18 protein-coding genes and 1 tRNA gene are annotated in these 18,844 nt (G+C 65.7%); 10 read left to right on the top strand and 9 right to left on the bottom strand.

Annotation, left to right across the window (positions count from 1 at the left end; all coding sequences use genetic code 11):
- Window positions 1–6: 6 nt before the first annotated feature.
- The 6 genes from trpD to ACODRZ_RS10960 are packed head-to-tail and all read right to left on the bottom strand — an operon-like array spanning window position 7 to window position 6,378.
- Window positions 7–999 (bottom strand): anthranilate phosphoribosyltransferase, encoded by a 993-nt coding sequence (gene trpD / locus ACODRZ_RS10935; protein WP_488970500.1) that lies wholly within the window; start codon window positions 997–999, stop codon window positions 7–9.
- Window positions 996–1,592: an anthranilate synthase component II gene (locus tag ACODRZ_RS10940; RefSeq protein ID WP_488970501.1), complete on the bottom strand. Its 597-nt coding sequence runs from the start codon at window positions 1,590–1,592 to the stop codon at window positions 996–998. Before ACODRZ_RS10940 ends, trpD begins: the two co-directional genes overlap by 4 nt.
- On the bottom strand, window positions 1,589–2,371 hold the full coding sequence (locus ACODRZ_RS10945) for a phosphodiester glycosidase family protein (RefSeq protein ID WP_488970502.1): 783 nt from the start codon (window positions 2,369–2,371) through the stop codon (window positions 1,589–1,591). Before ACODRZ_RS10945 ends, ACODRZ_RS10940 begins: the two co-directional genes overlap by 4 nt.
- Window positions 2,372–2,375: 4 nt before the next feature.
- The gene (locus ACODRZ_RS10950) at window positions 2,376–2,900 is read right to left on the bottom strand and encodes a hypothetical protein (protein WP_488970503.1); all 525 of its coding nucleotides are present in this window, start codon (window positions 2,898–2,900) and stop codon (window positions 2,376–2,378) included.
- Window positions 2,897–4,408 carry an anthranilate synthase component I family protein gene (locus tag ACODRZ_RS10955; RefSeq protein ID WP_488970504.1) on the bottom strand — a complete coding sequence of 504 codons (1,512 nt, stop codon included), beginning with the start codon at window positions 4,406–4,408 and terminating at the stop codon, window positions 2,897–2,899. Before ACODRZ_RS10955 ends, ACODRZ_RS10950 begins: the two co-directional genes overlap by 4 nt.
- A 20-nt stretch (window positions 4,409–4,428) precedes the next feature.
- A complete protein-coding gene (locus ACODRZ_RS10960; protein WP_488970505.1) occupies window positions 4,429–6,378 on the bottom strand; it encodes a peptidylprolyl isomerase in 1,950 nt (649 codons plus the stop codon).
- A 328-nt stretch (window positions 6,379–6,706) separates the two neighbouring features.
- Here ACODRZ_RS10960 and tpiA point away from each other — a divergent pair, with 328 nt between their 5' ends.
- The 4 genes from tpiA (at window position 6,707) to add (ending at window position 11,043) form a co-directional block, all read left to right on the top strand.
- Window positions 6,707–7,462, top strand: a complete 756-nt coding sequence (gene tpiA, locus ACODRZ_RS10965) for a triose-phosphate isomerase (protein WP_488970506.1) — start codon at window positions 6,707–6,709, stop codon at window positions 7,460–7,462.
- Window positions 7,463–7,590: 128 nt separating this feature from the next.
- The gene (gene secG, locus ACODRZ_RS10970; RefSeq protein ID WP_488970507.1) at window positions 7,591–7,998 is read left to right on the top strand and encodes a preprotein translocase subunit SecG; all 408 of its coding nucleotides are present in this window, start codon (window positions 7,591–7,593) and stop codon (window positions 7,996–7,998) included.
- A gap of 143 nt (window positions 7,999–8,141) precedes the next feature.
- A complete protein-coding gene (pyrG, locus tag ACODRZ_RS10975) occupies window positions 8,142–9,776 on the top strand; it encodes a CTP synthase (RefSeq protein ID WP_488970508.1) in 1,635 nt (544 codons plus the stop codon).
- Between the two features lie 241 nt (window positions 9,777–10,017).
- Complete coding sequence (gene add, locus ACODRZ_RS10980) at window positions 10,018–11,043, top strand: adenosine deaminase (protein WP_488970509.1); 1,026 nt, start codon at window positions 10,018–10,020, stop codon at window positions 11,041–11,043.
- 2 nt (window positions 11,044–11,045) lie between these two features.
- On the opposite strand, the gene ACODRZ_RS10985 is transcribed toward add, so the two are convergent.
- Both ACODRZ_RS10985 and ACODRZ_RS10990 read right to left on the bottom strand, forming a co-directional pair.
- A complete protein-coding gene (locus ACODRZ_RS10985) occupies window positions 11,046–11,981 on the bottom strand; it encodes an AEC family transporter (protein WP_488970510.1) in 936 nt (311 codons plus the stop codon).
- 193 nt (window positions 11,982–12,174) lie between these two features.
- The gene (locus tag ACODRZ_RS10990) at window positions 12,175–12,642 is read right to left on the bottom strand and encodes an Hsp20 family protein (RefSeq protein WP_488970511.1); all 468 of its coding nucleotides are present in this window, start codon (window positions 12,640–12,642) and stop codon (window positions 12,175–12,177) included.
- Between the two features lie 165 nt (window positions 12,643–12,807).
- On the opposite strand from ACODRZ_RS10990, the gene grxC reads away from it, so the two are divergent.
- From grxC to ACODRZ_RS11010, 4 genes are all read left to right on the top strand, one after another.
- The gene (gene grxC, locus ACODRZ_RS10995) at window positions 12,808–13,071 is read left to right on the top strand and encodes a glutaredoxin 3 (RefSeq protein WP_488970512.1); all 264 of its coding nucleotides are present in this window, start codon (window positions 12,808–12,810) and stop codon (window positions 13,069–13,071) included.
- Window positions 13,072–13,075: 4 nt separating this feature from the next.
- Window positions 13,076–13,918, top strand: a complete 843-nt coding sequence (locus tag ACODRZ_RS11000; RefSeq protein WP_488970513.1) for a carbon-nitrogen hydrolase family protein — start codon at window positions 13,076–13,078, stop codon at window positions 13,916–13,918.
- Window positions 13,919–13,926: 8 nt separating this feature from the next.
- Window positions 13,927–14,445 carry a DUF1178 family protein gene (locus tag ACODRZ_RS11005; RefSeq protein ID WP_488970514.1) on the top strand — a complete coding sequence of 173 codons (519 nt, stop codon included), beginning with the start codon at window positions 13,927–13,929 and terminating at the stop codon, window positions 14,443–14,445.
- 38 nt (window positions 14,446–14,483) lie between these two features.
- Window positions 14,484–14,560, top strand: a tRNA-Arg gene (locus tag ACODRZ_RS11010).
- 194 nt (window positions 14,561–14,754) lie between these two features.
- Here ACODRZ_RS11010 and ACODRZ_RS11015 read toward each other — a convergent pair.
- Window positions 14,755–15,810: an NAD(P)-dependent alcohol dehydrogenase gene (locus tag ACODRZ_RS11015; protein ID WP_488970515.1), complete on the bottom strand. Its 1,056-nt coding sequence runs from the start codon at window positions 15,808–15,810 to the stop codon at window positions 14,755–14,757.
- Window positions 15,811–16,092: 282 nt separating this feature from the next.
- Between ACODRZ_RS11015 and ACODRZ_RS11020 the strand changes: the two genes are divergently transcribed.
- Together ACODRZ_RS11020 and ACODRZ_RS11025 are read left to right on the top strand one after the other, a co-directional pair.
- On the top strand, window positions 16,093–17,493 hold the full coding sequence (locus ACODRZ_RS11020; RefSeq protein ID WP_488970516.1) for a M20/M25/M40 family metallo-hydrolase: 1,401 nt from the start codon (window positions 16,093–16,095) through the stop codon (window positions 17,491–17,493).
- Window positions 17,490–18,779 (top strand): Xaa-Pro dipeptidase, encoded by a 1,290-nt coding sequence (locus ACODRZ_RS11025; protein ID WP_488970517.1) that lies wholly within the window; start codon window positions 17,490–17,492, stop codon window positions 18,777–18,779. The genes ACODRZ_RS11020 and ACODRZ_RS11025 overlap by 4 nt, the downstream gene beginning before the upstream one ends.
- Window positions 18,780–18,844 lie beyond the last annotated feature (65 nt).

Consider the following 18,844-nt stretch of genomic DNA (forward strand, 5'->3'; position numbering starts at 1 on the left):
TCCTCGTCAGGCGCGGGTTGCCGCGATCCAGCAGTCGAGCAGGGCCTTGGCCAAGCCCTTGTCTATGGTTTCTGCAGCCTCTTCGACGCCCTCGGCCCAGCTGTCGACTTCGCCGGCCACGAGCAGGGCGCCGGCGGCGTTAAGCAGCACGGCGTCGCGATAGGCACCGGGCGCGCCCATCAGCAGGTCATTGAGAGCGCGGGCGTTGTAGGCGGGATCGCCGCCGCGAATGGCATCGACCGAAGCGACCGGGAGCCCGGCATCCTGCGGAGCGACGCGGCGCATGGATAGCTCGCCGCCACGGATCTCGGCGACTTCGTTGCCGCCCGCGAGGCTCAGTTCGTCGAGGCCTTCATCACCGGAGATGACCATGGAGTGCTCGGTCCCGAGCCGCAGCAGGGCGTCGGCGTAGATCGGCACATAGGCCGGACGCGCAATGCCGACGAGTTGGCGCGAAACTTGCGCAGGGTTCGCCAGCGGTCCCATCAGATTGAAGATCGTGCGGCGCCCGAGCGACTTGCGCAGCGGCATGAGCCTGCCCATCGTCGGGTGGTGGCGCGCGGCGAACAGGAAGCCGATGCCGATTTCGGCAAGAGTGGTTTCGGCGGTCTCGACGGCGCGGTCGAGGTTCAGGCCGAGGGCCTCGAGGGTATCGGCGGCGCCTGCCTTGGAACTGGCGGCGCGGTTGCCGTGCTTGGCGACGGGTACGCCTGCGGCCGCCACCACGAGCGAAACGGCGGTCGAAACGTTGAGCGTGTGGAAGCCGTCACCGCCGGTGCCGCAGACGTCGATGGCATTGGCGGGCGCCTTCACCGGGATCATCCGCTCGCGCATGGCGCGCGCGGCTCCGGCGATTTCGCTGGCGGTCTCGCCGCGATCCGACAGGGCGACGAGGAATTCGGCGATTTCGGATTCAGGCACTTCGCCATCGAGGATGGCGGCGAAGGCGGCCTGCGCCTCGTCCTCGGCGATCGGGTGGAGCGGATCGGGCAGGGTCATGCGCTCAGCCGCTCCGGCAGCCTTGCGTCGATGCCGCAAGTGCGCAGGAAGTTCGCGAGCATGGCGTGGCCGTGCTGGGTGGCGATGCTTTCCGGGTGGAACTGGACGCCGTGGATGGGCAGGCTCGCGTGGCGGAATCCCATGACGTGGCCGTCGTCGGAGCGGGCGTTCACCACCAGCGTCTCGGGGATATCCTCGACGATCAGCGAGTGATAGCGCGTCGCCGTGAAGGGCGAGGGGAGGCCCGCGAAGACGCCGGTGCCGTCATGCGTGACGGGGGAGGTCTTGCCGTGCATCAAACCGCCGCGCACGACCTTGCCGCCGAAGTACTGGCCGATCGACTGGTGGCCGAGGCACACGCCGAGCAGCGGCATCCCCGCATCCGCCGCCGCGCCGACGAGGTCGAGGCTGATGCCCGCCTCGTTGGGGGTGCAGGGGCCGGGCGAGATCAGGAAGCCCTTCGCGCCGCTGGAGATGGCCTGGCCTGTGCTGAGCGCGTCGTTGCGCACGACCTCCACTTCGGCGCCCAGTTCCATCACGTAATGGACCAGGTTCCAGGTGAAGCTGTCGTAATTGTCTATGACGAGGATCATGACTTCGCCTTTGCGCTTTTCTCGACGACGATCAAGGGGCCGAGCGGAGGGCCGCCGTCGACGCGGCCATGTTCGGGGTCCCAGAGCGATGATACGCTGCCGTCGAGGAACAGCGCATTGTCGCATTTCAGCGCGTCGCGGAAATAGCGCGCGAGCTTGCCGAAGGATACCGGTTCGTCGGAAATGACGAAGTGGGCGCGGCCCTTGTCATCGATGCCGACGCCGTTGCGTAGCTTCAGCGATTTGCCGTCATCGTCGATCTTCGGATGCAGCTTGCCGGAGATGACCAGCATCGGACCGGACTGGGTGCCGAAATCGGGACGGTCGGTGACGGACTTCGCGAAGTCGTCGCTGGCGCGGACATGCCAGTTGCCTGCCGCATCGCCGTAGAAGACGCCGTTGGGGCTGAGGTGGAAGTTGCCCCAGCCTTCGTTGGTGTTGAGGGCGTGCTGTTTTTCGCCGTTCTCGACGTAGTAGCCGATAGGCTTGCCGTCCGCGTCGAACATGCCGCCGTTCATCGCGAAGGCGACTTCGTGGCTGCGCGCGGGGCGGTCCACCGCCAATTGCGAGAGGCTGCGATAGGGCGCACCGCCCTTGGGGCCGAGGACGGTGTGGATGGCGTGGCGGCCCGGCACGGCGGTGCAGTGCGTGAAGCTGGCGCCCTCGAAGCTCGCGCCCTGACAGGGTGGAGGCGGCGGGGCTGACGGCTTGGCGGCAGGTTCGTCGGAGGAGCAGGCGGCGAGGATCGCGCAAGCTGCGAGGGCTAGTGGCGTTCGCATGCGATCAAATCCGCTTGACCTGACACCGCCCGAAGCCTTCGCGAAAGCTGTCGAGAATGTCGTTAGCGACCTGATCCTTGGGCAACCATATAATCGTGCAGCCAGCTTCAGGCTTGGCGAGGAGAAGCCGATCGTCTTCCGTCCACCAGCGGAAGTCCTGCCAGTTCAGGTTCAGGTCGATCGAGGGGCTGGCCACGGTGAAGCCCTCGGCTTGCATCCGATAGCTGGCGGCATTCCCGGCAAGATCGTTTTTCTGCCAATGAGTTTGGGTCGTGCGAGGCAGCGAATAGAAGTAGCCGATCGCGAGCAGCGCCCCGGCTCCAACGAAATAGGCCAGTGAATGCAATGCCGATGCGCCGATCCTTGAGGGAAGAGGCCCGGCATAGGCGCTGACATTCAACGCGGAGACGGTCACGAACAGCGCCAACAAGAACAGGGCCGACCGCAATGTCAGCCACTGTCGAAGCAGATATAGCCGGTTGGCGTGCAGATAGTCGGGATAGCGGTATTCGGTCGTGAAGGCCCTCACTGCCCGAACCCGGGTTCCCCGGCAACGCGGATCGCTTCGCGTGCGGCGGCGAAGAGGGCGCCGCTCTTGGCTTCGCATTCGCGCTGTTCGTAGGCCGGGTCGCTGTCCGCCACGATGCCCGCGCCCGCCTGCACGTGCAGGACGCCGTCCTTGAGCAGCCCGGTGCGCAGGACGATGCAGCTGTCCACCGAGCCGTCCGGCGCGAAATAGCCGACGCCGCCCGCGTAAGGGCCGCGCGTCTCGGGTTCGAGTTCGGCGATCACCTCGCAGGCGCGGACCTTGGGCGCGCCCGAGACGGTGCCGGCCGGAAAGCCCGCGAAGACCGCGTCGATGGCATCGTGCTTCGCGGTGTCGAGCCGGCCGACCACGTTCGAGACGATGTGCATGACGTGGCTGTAGCGCTCGATCGTGTAACTGTCGGTGACCTCGACGGTGCCCGCAGCGGCGACGCGGCCGACGTCGTTGCGGCCGAGATCGAGCAGCATTAGGTGCTCGGCGCGTTCCTTGGGGTCGGCGAGGAGGCTGGCTTCGTTGGCCTTGTCCTCGGCCGCGCTGGCGCCGCGCGGACGGGTGCCCGCGATCGGGCGGATGGTGACTTCGCCGTCACGCACGCGCACAAGGATTTCCGGGCTGGAGCCGACCAGCGCGAAGCCGGGCAGGTCGAGGAAATAGAGGAACGGCGAGGGGTTCACGCGGCGCAGGGAACGGTAGAGCGCCAGCGGTGGCAGCGGGAATTCGCAAGTGAAGCGCTGGGCCAGCACGACCTGGAAGATGTCGCCCGCCTCGATGTAGTCCTTCGCGCGAAGGGCCATCGCCTTGTAATCCTCCGGCGGGACGACGGGCGTGCATACCGGCTCGGCGAGATCGGTGGCGACAGGCACGACGGGTGCAGGGGCGGCGAGGCGGCGCAGGGCTTCGTCGATGCGCTCGGCGGCGCGGTCGACCGCCAGAGCGGCGTCACCCGTTTCCGGCCACACCGGCGCAACGCAGAAAAGTTCGTCCGAAAGCCGGTCGAAGATCAGGATCAGCGACGGGCGGACGAACAGCATGTCGGGCACTTCGAGGGGGCTTTGCGGCGCGCGTGGCAGCTTCTCGACAAGGCCGATCGTCTCGTAGCCGAAGTAGCCGACGAGGCAGGCGAGAGCCTTGGGCAGCGCGGCCGGAACCTCGCAGCGGCAGGTCTCGACCAGCGCGCGCAGTTCAGCGAGGGTGCCGCCGCCGAGCGGTGCGAACGCCTCGCGGTCGGCCTGCCATGCGCGGTTGATCTCGCAGGCCTCGCCGCTCGCGCGGAACACGAGGTCCGGGTCGAGGCCGAGCAGGCTGTAGCGCCCGCGCGTCTCGCCGCCTTCGACCGATTCGAGCAGGAAGTCGCCGCGTCCGTCCTCGATCAGCTTGAGGGCGGCGCCAACCGGCGTCTCGGTGTCGGCGACGAGCTTGCGCCAGACCAGCGCGGGCTTGCCCTGCGCCAGCTGCTCAAGCGTCGCCGTGCGGTCGAATTCGCGCTCCATCGCTGCCCCCTCGCTTCGGATCAGTTGGCGGGGGCAGTGCCGGCGAGCTGGTCGCGCACGGCAGCGATGGCATCGTCGTGACGCTTCACGCCGACGTCCTTGCGCATCGCGGCGCCAAGGGCGGAGGCGTAGCTCTGCCCGAGCTGCTGGCCGAGTTCGGTCTGCGCGCGGCGGATCATGTCGGGCGAATCGATCTTGGCGGGCACGATGTCCTTGAGCTGGACGACGAACCAGCCGCGCTCACCCTCGGCCGCCTGCACCTTCACGGTGTTCTTGGCCATGTGGAACATCAGCGAGACCGGCGGCGGCACCTGACGGCCCGACTGCAGCGCGGCGGCAAGCGTCGGGCGCGACATCGAGACCTGCTGCGGCGCGGGCAGCTTCTTGCCTGCCGCGGCCATGGCCTGCTCGATGGTCTGACCCTTGCGGATCGCGGCCTGCATCTTGAGCGCGGCGGCCTTGGCGGCCTTCGAGCCCGCGTCGATCGCCCAGGCGACCTTCACGTCGTTCTGGATCTGCGCCAGCGGGGCAGGGGCCGAGGCCTGAATGTCGGTGACGTCGTAGATCGCGAAGGACTTGCCCTTTTCGATCTCGGCGACCTGCGGCTGTTCCTGGTCCATTTCGAACGCGGTCTTGAGGAGCGGCTGCAGTTCTGCCGCCACTGTCTCGCCGGGCTTCATGTAGACCTGACCGTCGGCGGTCAGCGATGGGGTCTGCTTGACCTCGGCGCCGAGCGACTTGGCGACTTCGGCAAGGTTGGAGCCGCCCGAAAGCTGCTCGTCGATTTTGCCGAAGGCGTCACTGTAGGACTTGCGGGCCTTTTCCTCGGCGATCTGCCTGGTGAGCTCACCCTTAACTTCGGCAAGCGTCTTGGCCGGGGTCTTGATCTCCTCGTCGACGCGGATGACGTGCCAGCCGAGCACGCTCTTCTGCGGCGCGGCGAGCTTGCCGACCGGCGCGGCGAAGACGGCCTGCGCCACGGCGGCCGAGAACTGGCGCGAAAGGTCATCCTTGCTGAACGATTCGAGCTTGGCGGCGGACAGGCCCTTGGCCGAAGCAGCGGCTTCGAGCGAGGTGCCCTTCTCGACTTCGGCGACGATGGCCTTGGCGGCGGCTTCGGTCGGCACGACCAGCTGGGTAATGCGGCGATCGTCCTTGGCGGCGTAAGCGGCCTTGTTCGCCTCGAAGCGCGCGGCGATTTCGGCGTCGGTCGGTGCGGCCGGGGCCGGAATCTTGTCGGCGCTAACGATGGCGTAGCGGATCGTGCGGCGCTCGGGGCGGACGAACTGGCCGGTGTGGGCCTTGTAGAACGCCGCGAGTTCGGCCTGCGTCGGCTGCTTTTCGGGCGCGAAGAGCAGAGAGGGCAGGGCGACCACGGTGCCGCTGCGGGTCTCGCTCAGCAGCGAGGCGTAGCGCTTCGCGGCATATTCGGACATGACCGAGCCGATCTGCGCGGGCACGACGAGTTCCTGCGCGATCATGTTCTTGCGGATGTCGTCGCGCAGGGCCTGCTCGGAGAGGCCCTGCTGGGCGAGGGCCTGGCGGAACGTGTTCTGGTCGAACTTGCCGTCGACGCCCTGGAAGGCGGGGATCTGCGTCAGTTCGCTGTCGACGAGGCGGTCGCTAAGAACGACGCCATGCTTCTCGCCGTAGACCGCGAAGGCGACGCCGTCGATCAGGCTGTCGAGAATCTGCTGCAGGCCGCCCTCGGCGATCAGCTGCTTCATCGTTGCGGTCGGGCTCTGCTGCTTCACGCGCTCGAGACCGCGCTTGGCGCCGAGGCTGAGTTCGTCGGTGGTCACCTTCTCGCCGCCGACCGTGGCGACGGCCACGCCGGGAGCAGCGCCGCCGGAACCGCCAAGACCTGCAATATCACCACTGGCGAACGCGAGGGCGATGAGGCCGAGAACGACGAGACCGACGATGGCGCCGATCTTGGACTTCAGAAACGAGCGGAAGAAATGGAGCATGAACCGTGCCGATCAGCAGAATATTGGCGCGAAACCCCAAGGCTTCGCATGTAAACGGCGCAGGCTTTAGGGGGCCTTCGCGCATCCTGCAATGCCGCTTGCACAAGCCTTGGGCAAAAGCCGCGAGGTGGCATTACTACGACACTGGTGGAGAATCCCAGCGCTTAACCATCCATGAATTTTGACAAGCGATGCTCTGGTGCCCTAGCTGCCCGGCGACAGCGACGACCTGATTCCCGGTTCCGCGGCAACGGCATTACCGGAAATCTGCGAGGGGGACCCGCGGGGGAGTTCCCGAAGGTTCGCCGAGATCGATCAAAGGATTGAAATGGCTGGATTGCCTTACATCGTCGGAAATTGGAAAATGAACGGCATGCGCGCCATGCTGAACGAGGCGCGCGCGATCGATCGTTCGGCCCAGCGCTTTCCCAAGGTGCAGGTCGGTCTCGCGCCGCCCGCGACCTTGCTTTTCCGGATGCGTGACGCCGTCGAACTGATCGGCGTCGGCGGGCAGGACTGCCATGTGAAGGAGAGCGGCGCCTATACCGGCGACGTGTCCGCACCGATGCTCAAGGATGCAGGGGCTGACTTCACGATCGTCGGTCATTCCGAGCGCCGTGAATATCACGGTGAGAGCGACGCCGACGTCAATGCCAAGGCGCAGGCCGCGCTTTCGGCGGGCCTCGCGGTGATCCTGTGCGTCGGCGAAACCGAAGCGCAGCGCGATGCGGGCGATGCCGAGGGCGTGGTCACCGCGCAGCTCGAAGGTTCGTGTCCCATCGCGGACGGCGCGCCGGAGAAGCTCTCGGTCGCCTATGAGCCGGTATGGGCGATCGGAACCGGCCGCGTGCCCTCGGTCGCCGACGTTGCTGCGATGCACAAGGCGATTCGCGAAAAGCTGGTTGCTATCTACGGCGATGCCGGTGCCGAAGTGCGCATCCTCTACGGCGGCTCGGTCAAGGCCGAGAACGCTGCCGAACTGCTCGCCGTACCCGACGTCGGCGGCGCTCTGGTCGGCGGCGCGAGCCTGACGGCGGAGAGCTTCCTGGCGATCGTCGGCGCGGCGGCTTCGCTCGCGGAGTGACCTCGATTTCCGCGCCGTCCTGCAGGGCGGCGCAGCAATAAAGTTGCCGGGTTGCGCGCTCGCCTGTGAGCGCCTATCTGCCCGGTCAAGAAAGCGGGGTATGTCCCCGTCATAAGGCTGAGACGAAGATGTTCCTTTTCCTGACCGTGGTGCAGGCTCTGGTTGCCGCCATGCTGGTTGGCGTGATTCTGGTGCAGAAGTCCGAAGGCGGCGGCCTCGGCGTCGGCGGTAGCCCCTCGGGCCTGATGTCGGCACGCGGCGCGGCCAACTTCCTGACCCGCGCGACCGGCATTCTGGCGGCGATCTTCGTGGTCCTGAGCATCGGTCTTGCCGCACTCGCCGTCAACGAGACGAGCGGCCGCGACATCGACACCTCGCTCCAGCGCAACACCGCACCGGCGCAGACCGCACCGGTACAGCCTGCCGATCCGCTCGGCGGCGCGGCCAGCCCGGCCGCTCCGGCTGCGCCCCAGCAGGGTGCGCCCGCAGGCGACTCGGTTCCGACCGATCCGCTCGGTGGTGCTGCCAAGCAGTAATCCTTCCGGGGCGTTTTCGGACGCTTCATCGTAATCGGAATGCCGTCTGGCGCTGTCAGACGGCATTTCCATGTGTTTGATCTGTGGAATGAGGCTCCGGGCGCTTGCCTGAGGGCCCCCATGCAATTTAAGGCCCGATTCCCATGGCGCGGCATATTTTCATCACCGGCGGCGTGGTCTCCTCGCTGGGCAAGGGTCTCATGGCGGCGAGCCTCGCGGCTCTGCTCCAGGCGCGTGGCTACAAGGTCCGCATTCGCAAGTTCGACCCCTACCTGAACGTCGATCCGGGCACGATGAGCCCGTACCAGCACGGCGAGGTCTTCGTGACCGACGACGGTGCCGAGACGGATCTCGACCTCGGCCACTACGAGCGCTTCACCGGCGTCTCGGGCCGCAAGGCGGACAACATCACGTCGGGTCGGATCTATCAGGACATCATCGCCAAGGAGCGCCGCGGCGACTACCTCGGCGCGACCGTGCAGGTGATCCCGCACGTCACCGACGCGATCAAGGACTTCGCCCTGACGGAGACCGAGGACCTCGACTTCGTGCTGTGCGAGATCGGCGGCACCGTCGGCGATATCGAAGGCTTGCCTTTCGTCGAGGCGATGCGCCAGCTGCGTAACGAACTCGGCCGCGAAGGCACCTGCTTCGTCCACGTCACGCTGGTCCCCTACATCGCCGCCGCAGGCGAGCTGAAAACCAAGCCGACGCAGCACTCGGTGCGCGAACTTACCGGCCTCGGTATCCAACCCGATATCCTGCTGTGCCGCGCCGACCGCGAACTGCCCGAGAGCGAGCGCCGCAAGATCGCACTGTTCTGCAACGTGCGTCCGCAGGCGGTGATCCAGGCACTTGACGCGCCCAACATCTACGCCGTGCCGCTGCAGTACCACCGGGAGGGCCTCGACGCCGAAGTCCTGCACCATTTCGGCATGCTGGAATCGGCCAAGGCGCCGGAACTGGCGCGCTGGGACGACATCACCGACCGCTACCAGAACCCCGAGGGCGAAGTGACCATCGGCGTCGTCGGCAAGTACATCGGCCTGCAGGACGCCTACAAGTCGCTGAACGAGGCGCTCGTCCACGGCGGCATGGCCAACCGCGTGAAGGTCAACGTGCGCTGGATCGACGCGGAAATCTTCGAGAAGGAAGATTCCGAGATCGCCGCCGCGCTCGAACCCATGCACGGCATCCTCGTTCCCGGCGGCTTCGGCGAGCGCGGAACCGAGGGCAAGATCGCCTCGGTCCGCTTCGCGCGTGAACGTCAGGTGCCGTTCTTCGGCATCTGCCTGGGCATGCAGATGGCCTGCATCGAAGGCGCGCGCTCGGCGGGCATTGCCAAGGCCAGCTCCACTGAATTCGGTCCGACCGAAGAGCCGGTCGTCGGCATCATCACCGAATGGATGACCGAGGACGGCCTGCAGACCCGCGCCGAGGGCGGCGATCTGGGCGGCACCATGCGCCTTGGCGCCTACACCGCCGCACTCTCGCCCAACAGCCACGTCGCCGCGATCTACGGCTCGACCGAGATCAGCGAACGCCACCGCCATCGCTACGAAGTCAACGGCTCGTACCGCGAGGCGCTGGAAGGCAATGGCTTGATCTTCTCCGGCATGTCGCCTGACGGTCTGCTGCCCGAGATCGTCGAGCGCCCGGACCACCCGTTCTTCGTCGGCGTGCAGTTCCATCCGGAACTCAAGTCGCGTCCGTTCGAGCCGCACCCGCTGTTCTCCGGCTTCATCGCTGCCGCATTGCGTCAGGCGCGTCTGGTCTGACATTCTTGCGCCCCTCCCGCTTGCGGGAGGGGTCTCGATCAGGCTCCGTAACGGAGCAATCTCGACTGGCGGCGACCGGCCACATCGAGCCCATTCCTGCCGGTCGGCGCCTTCCCTGTTCGAAAGCATTCGCATGGATGCTGCGGCCTGATCGTTTTGCAGCGCAGCAATTTCCGCTTCCGCGCGGACGGGCGCCGTTATAGCCTGCCTTGTCAAAGGTGCATGGAAAGGCTGGGCAGGCATGGGGAATGGTTCGATTATCGAGTTCATCGCAGGGCTGCCCAAGGCAGAACTGCACGTCCATCTCGAAGGCACACTGGAAGCGGAACTCAAGTTCAAGCTTGCCGCGCGCAACGGCGTGGATCTGCCCTATGCTGACGTCGAAGCCATGCGCGCCAGTTACGTCTATCACGACCTGCCCAGCTTCCTGACCATCTTCTACGAAGGCAGCTTTGTCCTTCATCGCGAGGAGGACTTTCGGGATCTGGTCTATGCCTATCTGGCGAAAGTCGCGGCCCAGAATGTCGTCTATGCCGAAATGTTCTTCGACCCTCAGCAACATACCTACCGGGGCGTACCTTTCTCGACCATGATAGAGGGCCTGACGCGGGGACGTGTCGAAGCGGAGCGGGACTTCGGCATTCGTTCGCAACTGATCATGTGCTTCGTGCGGGAGCGGAGCGCGGAAAGTGCGATGGCCGTGTTCGAGATGGCGCTACCCTACAAGCACCTGATCGTCGGTCTGGGCCTCGACTCCGATGAGATGGACAATCCGCCGGAAAAATTCGCGGACGTGTTCCGTCGCGGGCGCGAAGAAGGTTTCCGGCTGACGATGCATTGCGACGTCGACCAGAAGAATACCCATGACCATATCCGACAGGCCATCGAGGAGATCGGTGTCGAACGGATCGACCATGGCGCCAACCTGCTGGATCGTCCGGAACTGGTCGCGATGGCGAAGGAGCGTGGGCTCTTTTTCACCGTGTGTCCTTATGCGAACGAGATGATGCGCCCGGGCGAGCGTCAGTCCATCGCGCGCGGTATGCTGGACCATGGCCTGAGGCTGACGCTCAACTCGGATGACCCGGCCTATATGGAGGGCAAGTACATCAACGAGAACATGCTCATGGTGCATGAACTGGCGGGTTTCGATCGCGAGGATTTTCTGACGGTGACGCGCAATGCCTTTGATGCCGCCTGGATCGAAGACGACCTGCGGCGCGAGTTGCATGGCAAACTCGACGCCTATGCTTTGGCCCGGGCATGAATTCAGCCGATAGCTGCGAGGTAAGCGGATACAGTTGCGATGGAGAGGACCGTCGATATCAGGATCACGCGCGCGGTTACGCCGGCTTCGCGGCGATAGAACTCGGCTAGCATGAATGGCCCCGTTCCGGTCGGCAGCATCGCAAGAAGCACGGCTGCATGGCGGGCAGGGGCGTCGAGAGGGAAGAGGGTCACGGCGAGCAGCCATGCCAGCAGCGGGTGAACCGCCAGCTTCAGTGTGACCAGGATCGCCGTCAGTGTACCGGCGCCCTGCGCCGCCTTGCGCTTTTCGCCGAGGAACAGGCCAAGTCCGACGAGAGCCGCCGGTGATGCGGCGCCGCCAAGCAGCTTCAGGAAAACCTCGACGGGCTGGGGGACGGCAACGCCGGTGGTCGGGAAGAAGCAGGCCACCACGGGCGCCACGATCAGCGGATTGGTGGCCAGTGACTTGCCGACCTTGGCGGCGACCCGAAGCGGGTGGCTGCCGACGTGGAGGCGAACCTCGATCAGTACGATCGCGCCTGCAAAAAGTACGCAGGCGACGACGATCGTGGAGATCAGGGTCAGCGTGTTGCTCCATGGGCCAAGGGCCGCGAGCAATAGCGGAAAGCCGAGAAAGCCTGTGTTGGGGTAGCTGGCGGCCAGGCCCAGGACCGGTCCGTCGGCCTCGAAACCGGAATGCCTGGCGTGCGCGGCCACCGTTAGCGCGAAGATCGCCATGGTGCTCACGGTGAATACCGCAACGAAATGGGGCTGCCACAAGTCGTGCCAGCTGGACTTCGCAACGATGTCGAACAGCAGCGCGGGCAGGGCGAGGTAGACGACGAAGCGGTTGAGCTCGCTGGTGGCCTGCGACCCCATGACGCCGATCCGGCGTACCAGCCAACCGGCGAAGATCAGGGAGAAAACGGGCAGCACGATCCCGAGGATCGAGGTCATGAGCTCAAGGTCCGCAACATGGTCGTCGCGCTACCGGGCAGGCGCGAAGCAGGCGAGGATTAATCCGATATGAGACATGCTTTCTGCGCAACCGGGCATGCAAAAGGGGCGGCCCGGATGACCGGACCGCCCCAAAAGCCTGTGCAAGCGGTAGGCGCAAAGGGACGGGAAGCGCCCGTGCCTGCGGTGGCGATTATGCCGCTGCGGTCGTATCCCCGCCGGTTTCGACAACGGAGAGCTTGTTGCCACCGATGGCGACCTTCTTCGGCTTCATGGCCTCGGGTACTTCGCGCACGAGATCGATGACGAGGAGACCATCCGCAAGATCGGCGCCATCGACGCGAACGTAGTCGGCCAGTTCGAAGCGACGCTCGAACCCGCGCTGGGCGATGCCGACGTGCAGCATTTCCCCGTCCGTGGTCTCATCGGGCTTGTGGCCCTTCACGACCAGCAGGTTGGCCTGCGCGGTGATGTCGATGTCCGCCGGCTTGAAGCCTGCCACTGCGAGAGTGATGCGATAGGCATCCTGACCACGCCGTTCGATATTGAAGGGCGGGTACTTGTCGCCGGAATTGGCGCGGGCCTGGTTTTCGATCATGTCGAAAAGGCGGTCGAAGCCGACCATGGTGCGGCGATAGGGGGAAAAATCGATGCGGTTCATGACAAAAATCCTCCAATGAGCAATCTTCGTGTGGATGAGGCCCGCATTGCGGCGCCTCGTTCTGTGAGCCATCCCCTTGGCGGGCCATGACTCGCATTCCTAGATATGCTAGCCGCCCGACCTTTCAAGGCCCGGGCCTCAACGAGCATCTGACTGGAGTTTGGCATGAGCCAGCCGAAGATTGAAATCTACACCAAGTGGGGCTGCCCCTACTGCGTTGCCGCCAAGTCGCTGCTGGACAGGAAGGGCGTCGCCTATGAGGAGCACGACCTGACCATGGGCGGGCCGAAGCGCGCCGAGATGCTGGAGCGGGTGCCGGGTGCCACCACCGTTCCGCAGATCCTGATCGACGATCGTGCCTATGGCGGTTTCGACGACATCAATGCGCTTGACCGCGAAGGCAAGCTCGATCCGGTTCTCGGGCTCTGACCGCATGACACGTGCGGCGCTGTTCCAGATGACGACCGGTATCGACCCTGAGGCCAATGCGGCCGCGATCGTGGACGCGATCGTGAAGGCGCGGTCGGGCGGAGCGGCCATGCTGTTCACGCCGGAAATGTCGGGCCTGCTCGATCGCAAGCGCGAGCGCGCCCGCGAGGCGATCCGGAGCGAGGCGGATGACCTTGTCCTGACCGCCGTTCGCGAAGCCGCGCGACGCGAAGGGATCTGGGTGCACATCGGATCGCTGGCCATCGCGCGCGAGGACGGCAAGTGGGCAAACCGCGCTTTCGTGATCGACGATGCCGGTGAAATCCGTGCACGCTACGACAAGATCCACATGTTCGACGTCGATCTGGCAAGTGGCGAAAGCTGGCGCGAATCGAACGCCTACACGGCCGGTGATGAGGTCGTGACGGTGGAAACGCCGCTGGGCCGCCTGGGCCTGGCGATTTGCTACGACGTTCGCTTTCCCGCCCTGTTCGAGGCGCTGGGCCGGGCTCGCTGCGATGTGATTGCGATCCCTGCGGCCTTCACGGTGCCGACCGGGAAGGCGCACTGGCACCTCATGCAGCGGGCGCGCGCGGTGGAGGCGAGCGCTTATGTGCTTTCGGCGGCGCAGGTCGGGCGGCACGAGGATGGCCGGGAAACATACGGGCATTCGCTGGCCATCGACCCTTGGGGCGAAGTGCTGCTCGACATGGGCGGACCTGACGATGACGGCACCGAGGGCGGCGGGAAGGCTGGAGTGGCTTTCGTCGAACTCGATGGCGTGCGGACGGCCGAAGTGCGAGCCCAGCTTCCGAGCCTTGCCAACCGCCGTGCGGTTGGCGGATAGCTCATGTCATGATCGTCTACGATCTCGAATGCCGCCATGCGCAGCATCGCTTCGAGGGCTGGTTCAAGTCCTCGGATGACTATGCGCGCCAGCAGGAGCGCGGGCTGGTGACTTGCCCGCATTGCGGATCGGGTGATGTCGTCAAGGCCGTGCAGGCGCCGCGCCTGGCCCGCAAGGGCAATCAGTTGCCCGATGTCGCTCCCGTGCCGATGCGGCCGAAGGCATCTCCTCCGAGCGCGCCCGCTGCGAATGCTCCGCCGCCGGCACCAGCTGCGAACGCTCCATTGCCGCCGCAGGCCGTAGAGGTGATGCAGGCACTGGCGACGATGCAGGCGGAGGCGCTCAAGTCTTCCCGCTATGTCGGCGAGAACTTCGCCAGGGATGCACGCGCCATGCACTACGGTGAGCGCGATGCGGAAACCATCCACGGGCAGGCCACCGCAGCGGAGGCGAAGGAATTGATCGACGAGGGCATCGGCCTGATGCCGCTGCCGTTTCCGGTCGTGCCGCCGGAGCAGGCGAACTGATTGCCAAGCCGCTGCGCAGCGGCTAGGACGCCTCGCACGCGCCCGTAGCTCAGCAGGATAGAGCATCAGATTCCTAATCTGGGGGCCACAGGTTCGAATCCTGTCGGGCGCACCAAAACTTCAGGATTTCCGAGGTTTTCTGGCGGATTTGACGTAAATCCCCGCACGGCTTTTCGTTCATGCGATCGCCCGGCACATTTCCGGCCCCGGCGATGGCGGAGGTACAAGCGGCTGCCGGGATCGGAGCGACTGCATCGGCCACCCGGCAGCGGCGATCGTCTTCTGGCCGAGACGATCGCCGCCCGAGGGTCAGGCCGCGTCGAGCGAGGCGCTGTCGATCACGAAGCGATAGCGCACGTCGCTACGTGCCATGCGGTCGTAGGCTTCTTCGATCTGCTTGATGTCGATCATCTCGACGTCGGAGACGATGCCGTGCTCGGCGCAGAAATCGAGCATTTCCTGCGTCTCGGCGATACCGCCGATCAGTGAGCCCGCGATCGTCTTGCGACCGAAGATCAGGCGGCCGACATTGGGCGAGGGATGCGGATGCTCGGGAACGCCCAGCATGACCAGTGCTCCGTCGCGCTTGAGCAGGCCGACGTAAGTATCGAGGTCGTGGCTGGCGGCGACCGTATCGATGATGAGATCGAAGGTTCCGGTATGCGCCGCCATTTCCTCCGGCTCGCGGCTCACCACCGCGCTGTCGGCGCCGAGGTCGGTCGCATCCTTGCGCTTGGCAGGCGTCGAGGTGAAGGCGACGACCTGCGCGCCCATGGCGTGCGCGATCTTGATCGCCATGTGACCCAGCCCGCCGATGCCGACGACGCCGACCTTCTTGCCGGGGCCGGCATTCCAGTGGCGCAGCGGCGAGTAGGTGGTGATGCCGGCGCACAGCAGCGGAGCCACGGCGGGCAGTTGCTCCGCCGGGTGGCTGATCGAGAGGACGAACCCTTCGTCCACGACGATCCCGCGTGAGTACCCGCCCATCGTGTGCCCCGGGGCATCCTGGCTTGGCCCGTTGTACGTGCCGACGAAACCGTTCTCGCAATACTGCTCAAGGTCATCGTGGCACGAACCGCAGTGGCCGCAGCTATCGACCATGCAACCGACGCCGACGGTGTCGCCGACCTTGAAGCGGCTGACTTCTCCGCCCACGGCGCTCACGGTGCCGACGATCTCGTGGCCCGGAACGCTGGGGTAGAGAGTGCCGCCCCACTCGCCGCGCACGGTGTGCAGGTCCGAGTGGCATACGCCGCAGTAGCGGATTTCGATCGCGACGTCGCGCGGTCCCGGCTCGCGCCGTTCGATGGTCATGGCTTCGAGAGGCCGGTCGCCGGCGTGCGCACCATATGCGTTGACTTGCATGGAATGTCCTTGCTGTCGGAAAAGGAATAACAGGGATCGGCAGACGTGCTGCAGGTGCGAGATAGGCGCTTTCCAACGCCACTATTAGAGCATGCATGCTTCATGCTGTAATGAGAGATGCTCATGATGCTGAGGGCAGGCCGTCCTCTTGCTGGCGCGATCGCAGCGCAGCAGCGCCCTTGTGCTGGGCAGGTGTGCCGGACAGGATGGACCTGTTCCACGGCCGCCGCGATTCTTTCCGGCGCGATCGTGGATGACGTCACATTCAGGGGCTTGCTCAAGATGCGCTTTTCGATCCCGGTCCTGCTTTCGCTTGGCGCCAGCCTGTTCGCCTCCGGCACCGTTCAGGCCAAGGGGCATCCCGAAGCCGAAGCGCAGGTCCTGGACCTTTCCAAGCGTGCCATTGCCCTGCGTTCGGTGCGCGGACCGGGAAACAAGACCGGCGAAGTCGCGGCGCTGTTCCGCGATGCGCTGCTCAAGGCAGGGTGGAATGCCGGCGACATCGACATCGTGCCGCTGGACGATACCGCCTACCTGATCGCGACATGGAAGGGCAGCGATCCCGCACTGAAACCGATCGTCATTTCCGCGCACATGGACGTGGTGGAGGCCAGGCCCGATGACTGGGAGCGTGATCCTTTCACCCCGGTGGTGGAGAACGGCTACCTTTACGGACGCGGCGCCAGCGACACCAAGTTCGAGGCGGCGCTTGCCCTGTCCTCGGTGATCGAACTGCGGCGCGAGGGGTTCAGGCCCAAGCGGAGCATCGTCATCGCCTATTCGGGCGACGAGGAGACGACCATGGACACTTCCAAGGTCATCGCCGATCGGCTGAAGGGCGCGGAACTCGTGCTCAATGTGGACGGATCCTCGGGCTCGCTGTCTGAAGCGGGTAAGCCACTTTACTGGAGCTGGCAGGGGGCGGAAAAGACTTACATCGACTACAAGGTGGAGGTGACGAACCCCGGCGGTCACAGCTCCGCGCCGAGGCCGGAGAACGCGATCGTCCAACTGGCGCAGGCGATGGAGCGGATCGGCGCCTATCACTTCAAGCCCGAACTCAACGACGTCACGCGCCAGTACTGGACCGGGGCGGCCGGGATCGAACCCGATCCCGGGCTTGCAGCCGCCATGAAGGCCTTCGTTGCCAATCCGGACGATCCGGCGGCGCTGGATGTGCTGCGTGCCAACCCCGCGACGGTCGGGCGCGTTTCGACGACGTGCGTGCCGACGATGATCTCCGGCGGCCATGCCCAGAACGCACTGCCGCAGAGCGCGACAGCCAACATCAACTGTCGCATCTTCCCCGGGCATACGCGCGCCGCGATCATGGCCGAACTGGAGAAGGTCGCCGCCATGCCCGCCGCTAGGTTTACCGACGTGACCGGCGACGATTCGATCGAGGCGCCCGCATCGCCGGTGCGGCCCGACTTCGTGACGGCCGTCGGCAAGGCGGTGAAGGCCGCATGGGGTCCGGTGCCGATCATCCCCTCGCAGTCGTCGGGCGCCTCGGATTCGATGTGGTATCGCGCGGTCGGCGTGCCGAGCTATGGCGCCAGCGCCTCGATGATCAAGGATTCGGACGAGTTCGCCCATGGTCTCAACGAGCGCATCGGCCTGCTGAACATCGCGCCGGGCGTGGTCTACTACACCACCTTGCTGACGGACCTCGCCGGCAAGTGAAGGCGGCGGCTCTCGCGGCGGCGCTGGGTGCGGCATTCGCCCTGACAGGGCTTGCCACCCCTGCGGGTGCGGCCGCTCTTTACGTAAGGGCAGGGCGCCTGCTCGACGTGGAGAGCGGTACGGTCAAGGCCGGGCAATGCATCCTCGTCGATGGCGAGCGCGTCGCGAAAGTCGAACCCTGCGCCGAGCCGCCTTACGGCGCGGAGCTTCTTGACTGGTCGGCCTATACCGTCCTGCCCGGTCTGATCGACCTTCACACGCACCTTGCCGATACCGGCCAGAGCGCGGACGTCGCCGCGCCGCTCAAGACTTCGCCGCAACTCACCGCGCTGATCGGCGCGCACAACGCGCGGGTGACGCTGGAAGCGGGCTTCACCACGGTGCGCGATGTCGGAACCTATCGCGGGCTGACCGACGTGGCCTTGCGCGACGCCATCGCGCAGGGGCAGGTGCCGGGGCCGCGCATGTTCGTGGCGGGCGCCTACATCACTTCGCCCGGTGGCGGCGGTGAACTCAACGGGGTCGTGCCCAACGACCAGCTTCCGGCCGACATGCGCCTCGGCGTCGTCCACAATGCCGGCGAGGCGCGCGAGAAGGCGCAATACCTCTTCGATCACGGCGCCGACTTCATCAAGATGATCGCCACCGGCGCGGTCCTCGCGATCGGCACCGAGCCGGGACAGATCGAACTGAGCGATGACGAGATGCGCGCCGCCGTCGAAGTGGCGAGGGCGCACGGCAGCTACGCGACCGCCCATGCGCACGGCGCCGCGGGCATCAAGGCGGCGATCCGCGCGGGTGTACGCAGCATCGAACACGCCAGCCTGATCGACGACGAGGGCCTCGCCATGGCCAGGAAGGCGGGTGTCTGGCTGGTCATGGACATCTACGATGGTGACTGGATCGACCAGCAGGGTACACAGGAAGGTTGGCCCGAGGAATACCTGCGCAAGAACCGCGAGACTACGCAACGGCAGCGCGACGGATTTGCCAAGGCCGTCAGGATGGGCGTCAAGCTCGGCTTCGGTACGGATGCGGGCGTCTATCCCCACGGCCTGAACGCGCGGCAGTTCGCCTACATGGTCCGGTATGAAATGACCCCGGCGCAGGCGATCCGGGCAGCGACGCTCGATGCCGCGACACTGATCGGACACGACAAGGAACTGGGCTCCATCGCACCGGGCAAATTCGCCGACATGATCGCCGTGACCGGCGATCCGCTGTCCGACGTTCGCATGCTGGAGAGTGTCGCGCACGTGATGAAGGCGGGTGCTATCGCGAAGTAGTCCGATGGGCGGCATTGCGCGTCGTGAGGCACCTTGGAGTGCCCCTGTGTGCCGTTGAGTGCCGT

This window comes from Novosphingobium sp. FG90 (assembly GCF_057808725.1).

Excerpts from the sequence above, each read along its gene's own strand:
- trpD (WP_488970500.1), bottom strand. The coding sequence starts at position 999 with ATGACCCTGCCCGATCCGCTCCACCCGATCGCCGAGGACGAGGCGCAG.
- ACODRZ_RS10940 (WP_488970501.1), bottom strand. The coding sequence starts at position 1,592 with ATGATCCTCGTCATAGACAATTACGACAGCTTCACCTGGAACCTGGTC.
- ACODRZ_RS10945 (WP_488970502.1), bottom strand. The coding sequence starts at position 2,371 with ATGCGAACGCCACTAGCCCTCGCAGCTTGCGCGATCCTCGCCGCCTGC.
- ACODRZ_RS10955 (WP_488970504.1), bottom strand. The coding sequence starts at position 4,408 with ATGGAGCGCGAATTCGACCGCACGGCGACGCTTGAGCAGCTGGCGCAG.
- ACODRZ_RS10960 (WP_488970505.1), bottom strand. The coding sequence starts at position 6,378 with ATGCTCCATTTCTTCCGCTCGTTTCTGAAGTCCAAGATCGGCGCCATC.
- tpiA (WP_488970506.1), top strand. The coding sequence starts at position 6,707 with ATGGCTGGATTGCCTTACATCGTCGGAAATTGGAAAATGAACGGCATG.
- secG (WP_488970507.1), top strand. The coding sequence starts at position 7,591 with ATGTTCCTTTTCCTGACCGTGGTGCAGGCTCTGGTTGCCGCCATGCTG.
- pyrG (WP_488970508.1), top strand. The coding sequence starts at position 8,142 with ATGGCGCGGCATATTTTCATCACCGGCGGCGTGGTCTCCTCGCTGGGC.
- add (WP_488970509.1), top strand. The coding sequence starts at position 10,018 with ATGGGGAATGGTTCGATTATCGAGTTCATCGCAGGGCTGCCCAAGGCA.
- ACODRZ_RS10985 (WP_488970510.1), bottom strand. The coding sequence starts at position 11,981 with ATGACCTCGATCCTCGGGATCGTGCTGCCCGTTTTCTCCCTGATCTTC.
- ACODRZ_RS10990 (WP_488970511.1), bottom strand. The coding sequence starts at position 12,642 with ATGAACCGCATCGATTTTTCCCCCTATCGCCGCACCATGGTCGGCTTC.
- grxC (WP_488970512.1), top strand. The coding sequence starts at position 12,808 with ATGAGCCAGCCGAAGATTGAAATCTACACCAAGTGGGGCTGCCCCTAC.
- ACODRZ_RS11000 (WP_488970513.1), top strand. The coding sequence starts at position 13,076 with ATGACACGTGCGGCGCTGTTCCAGATGACGACCGGTATCGACCCTGAG.
- ACODRZ_RS11005 (WP_488970514.1), top strand. The coding sequence starts at position 13,927 with ATGATCGTCTACGATCTCGAATGCCGCCATGCGCAGCATCGCTTCGAG.
- ACODRZ_RS11015 (WP_488970515.1), bottom strand. The coding sequence starts at position 15,810 with ATGCAAGTCAACGCATATGGTGCGCACGCCGGCGACCGGCCTCTCGAA.
- ACODRZ_RS11020 (WP_488970516.1), top strand. The coding sequence starts at position 16,093 with ATGCGCTTTTCGATCCCGGTCCTGCTTTCGCTTGGCGCCAGCCTGTTC.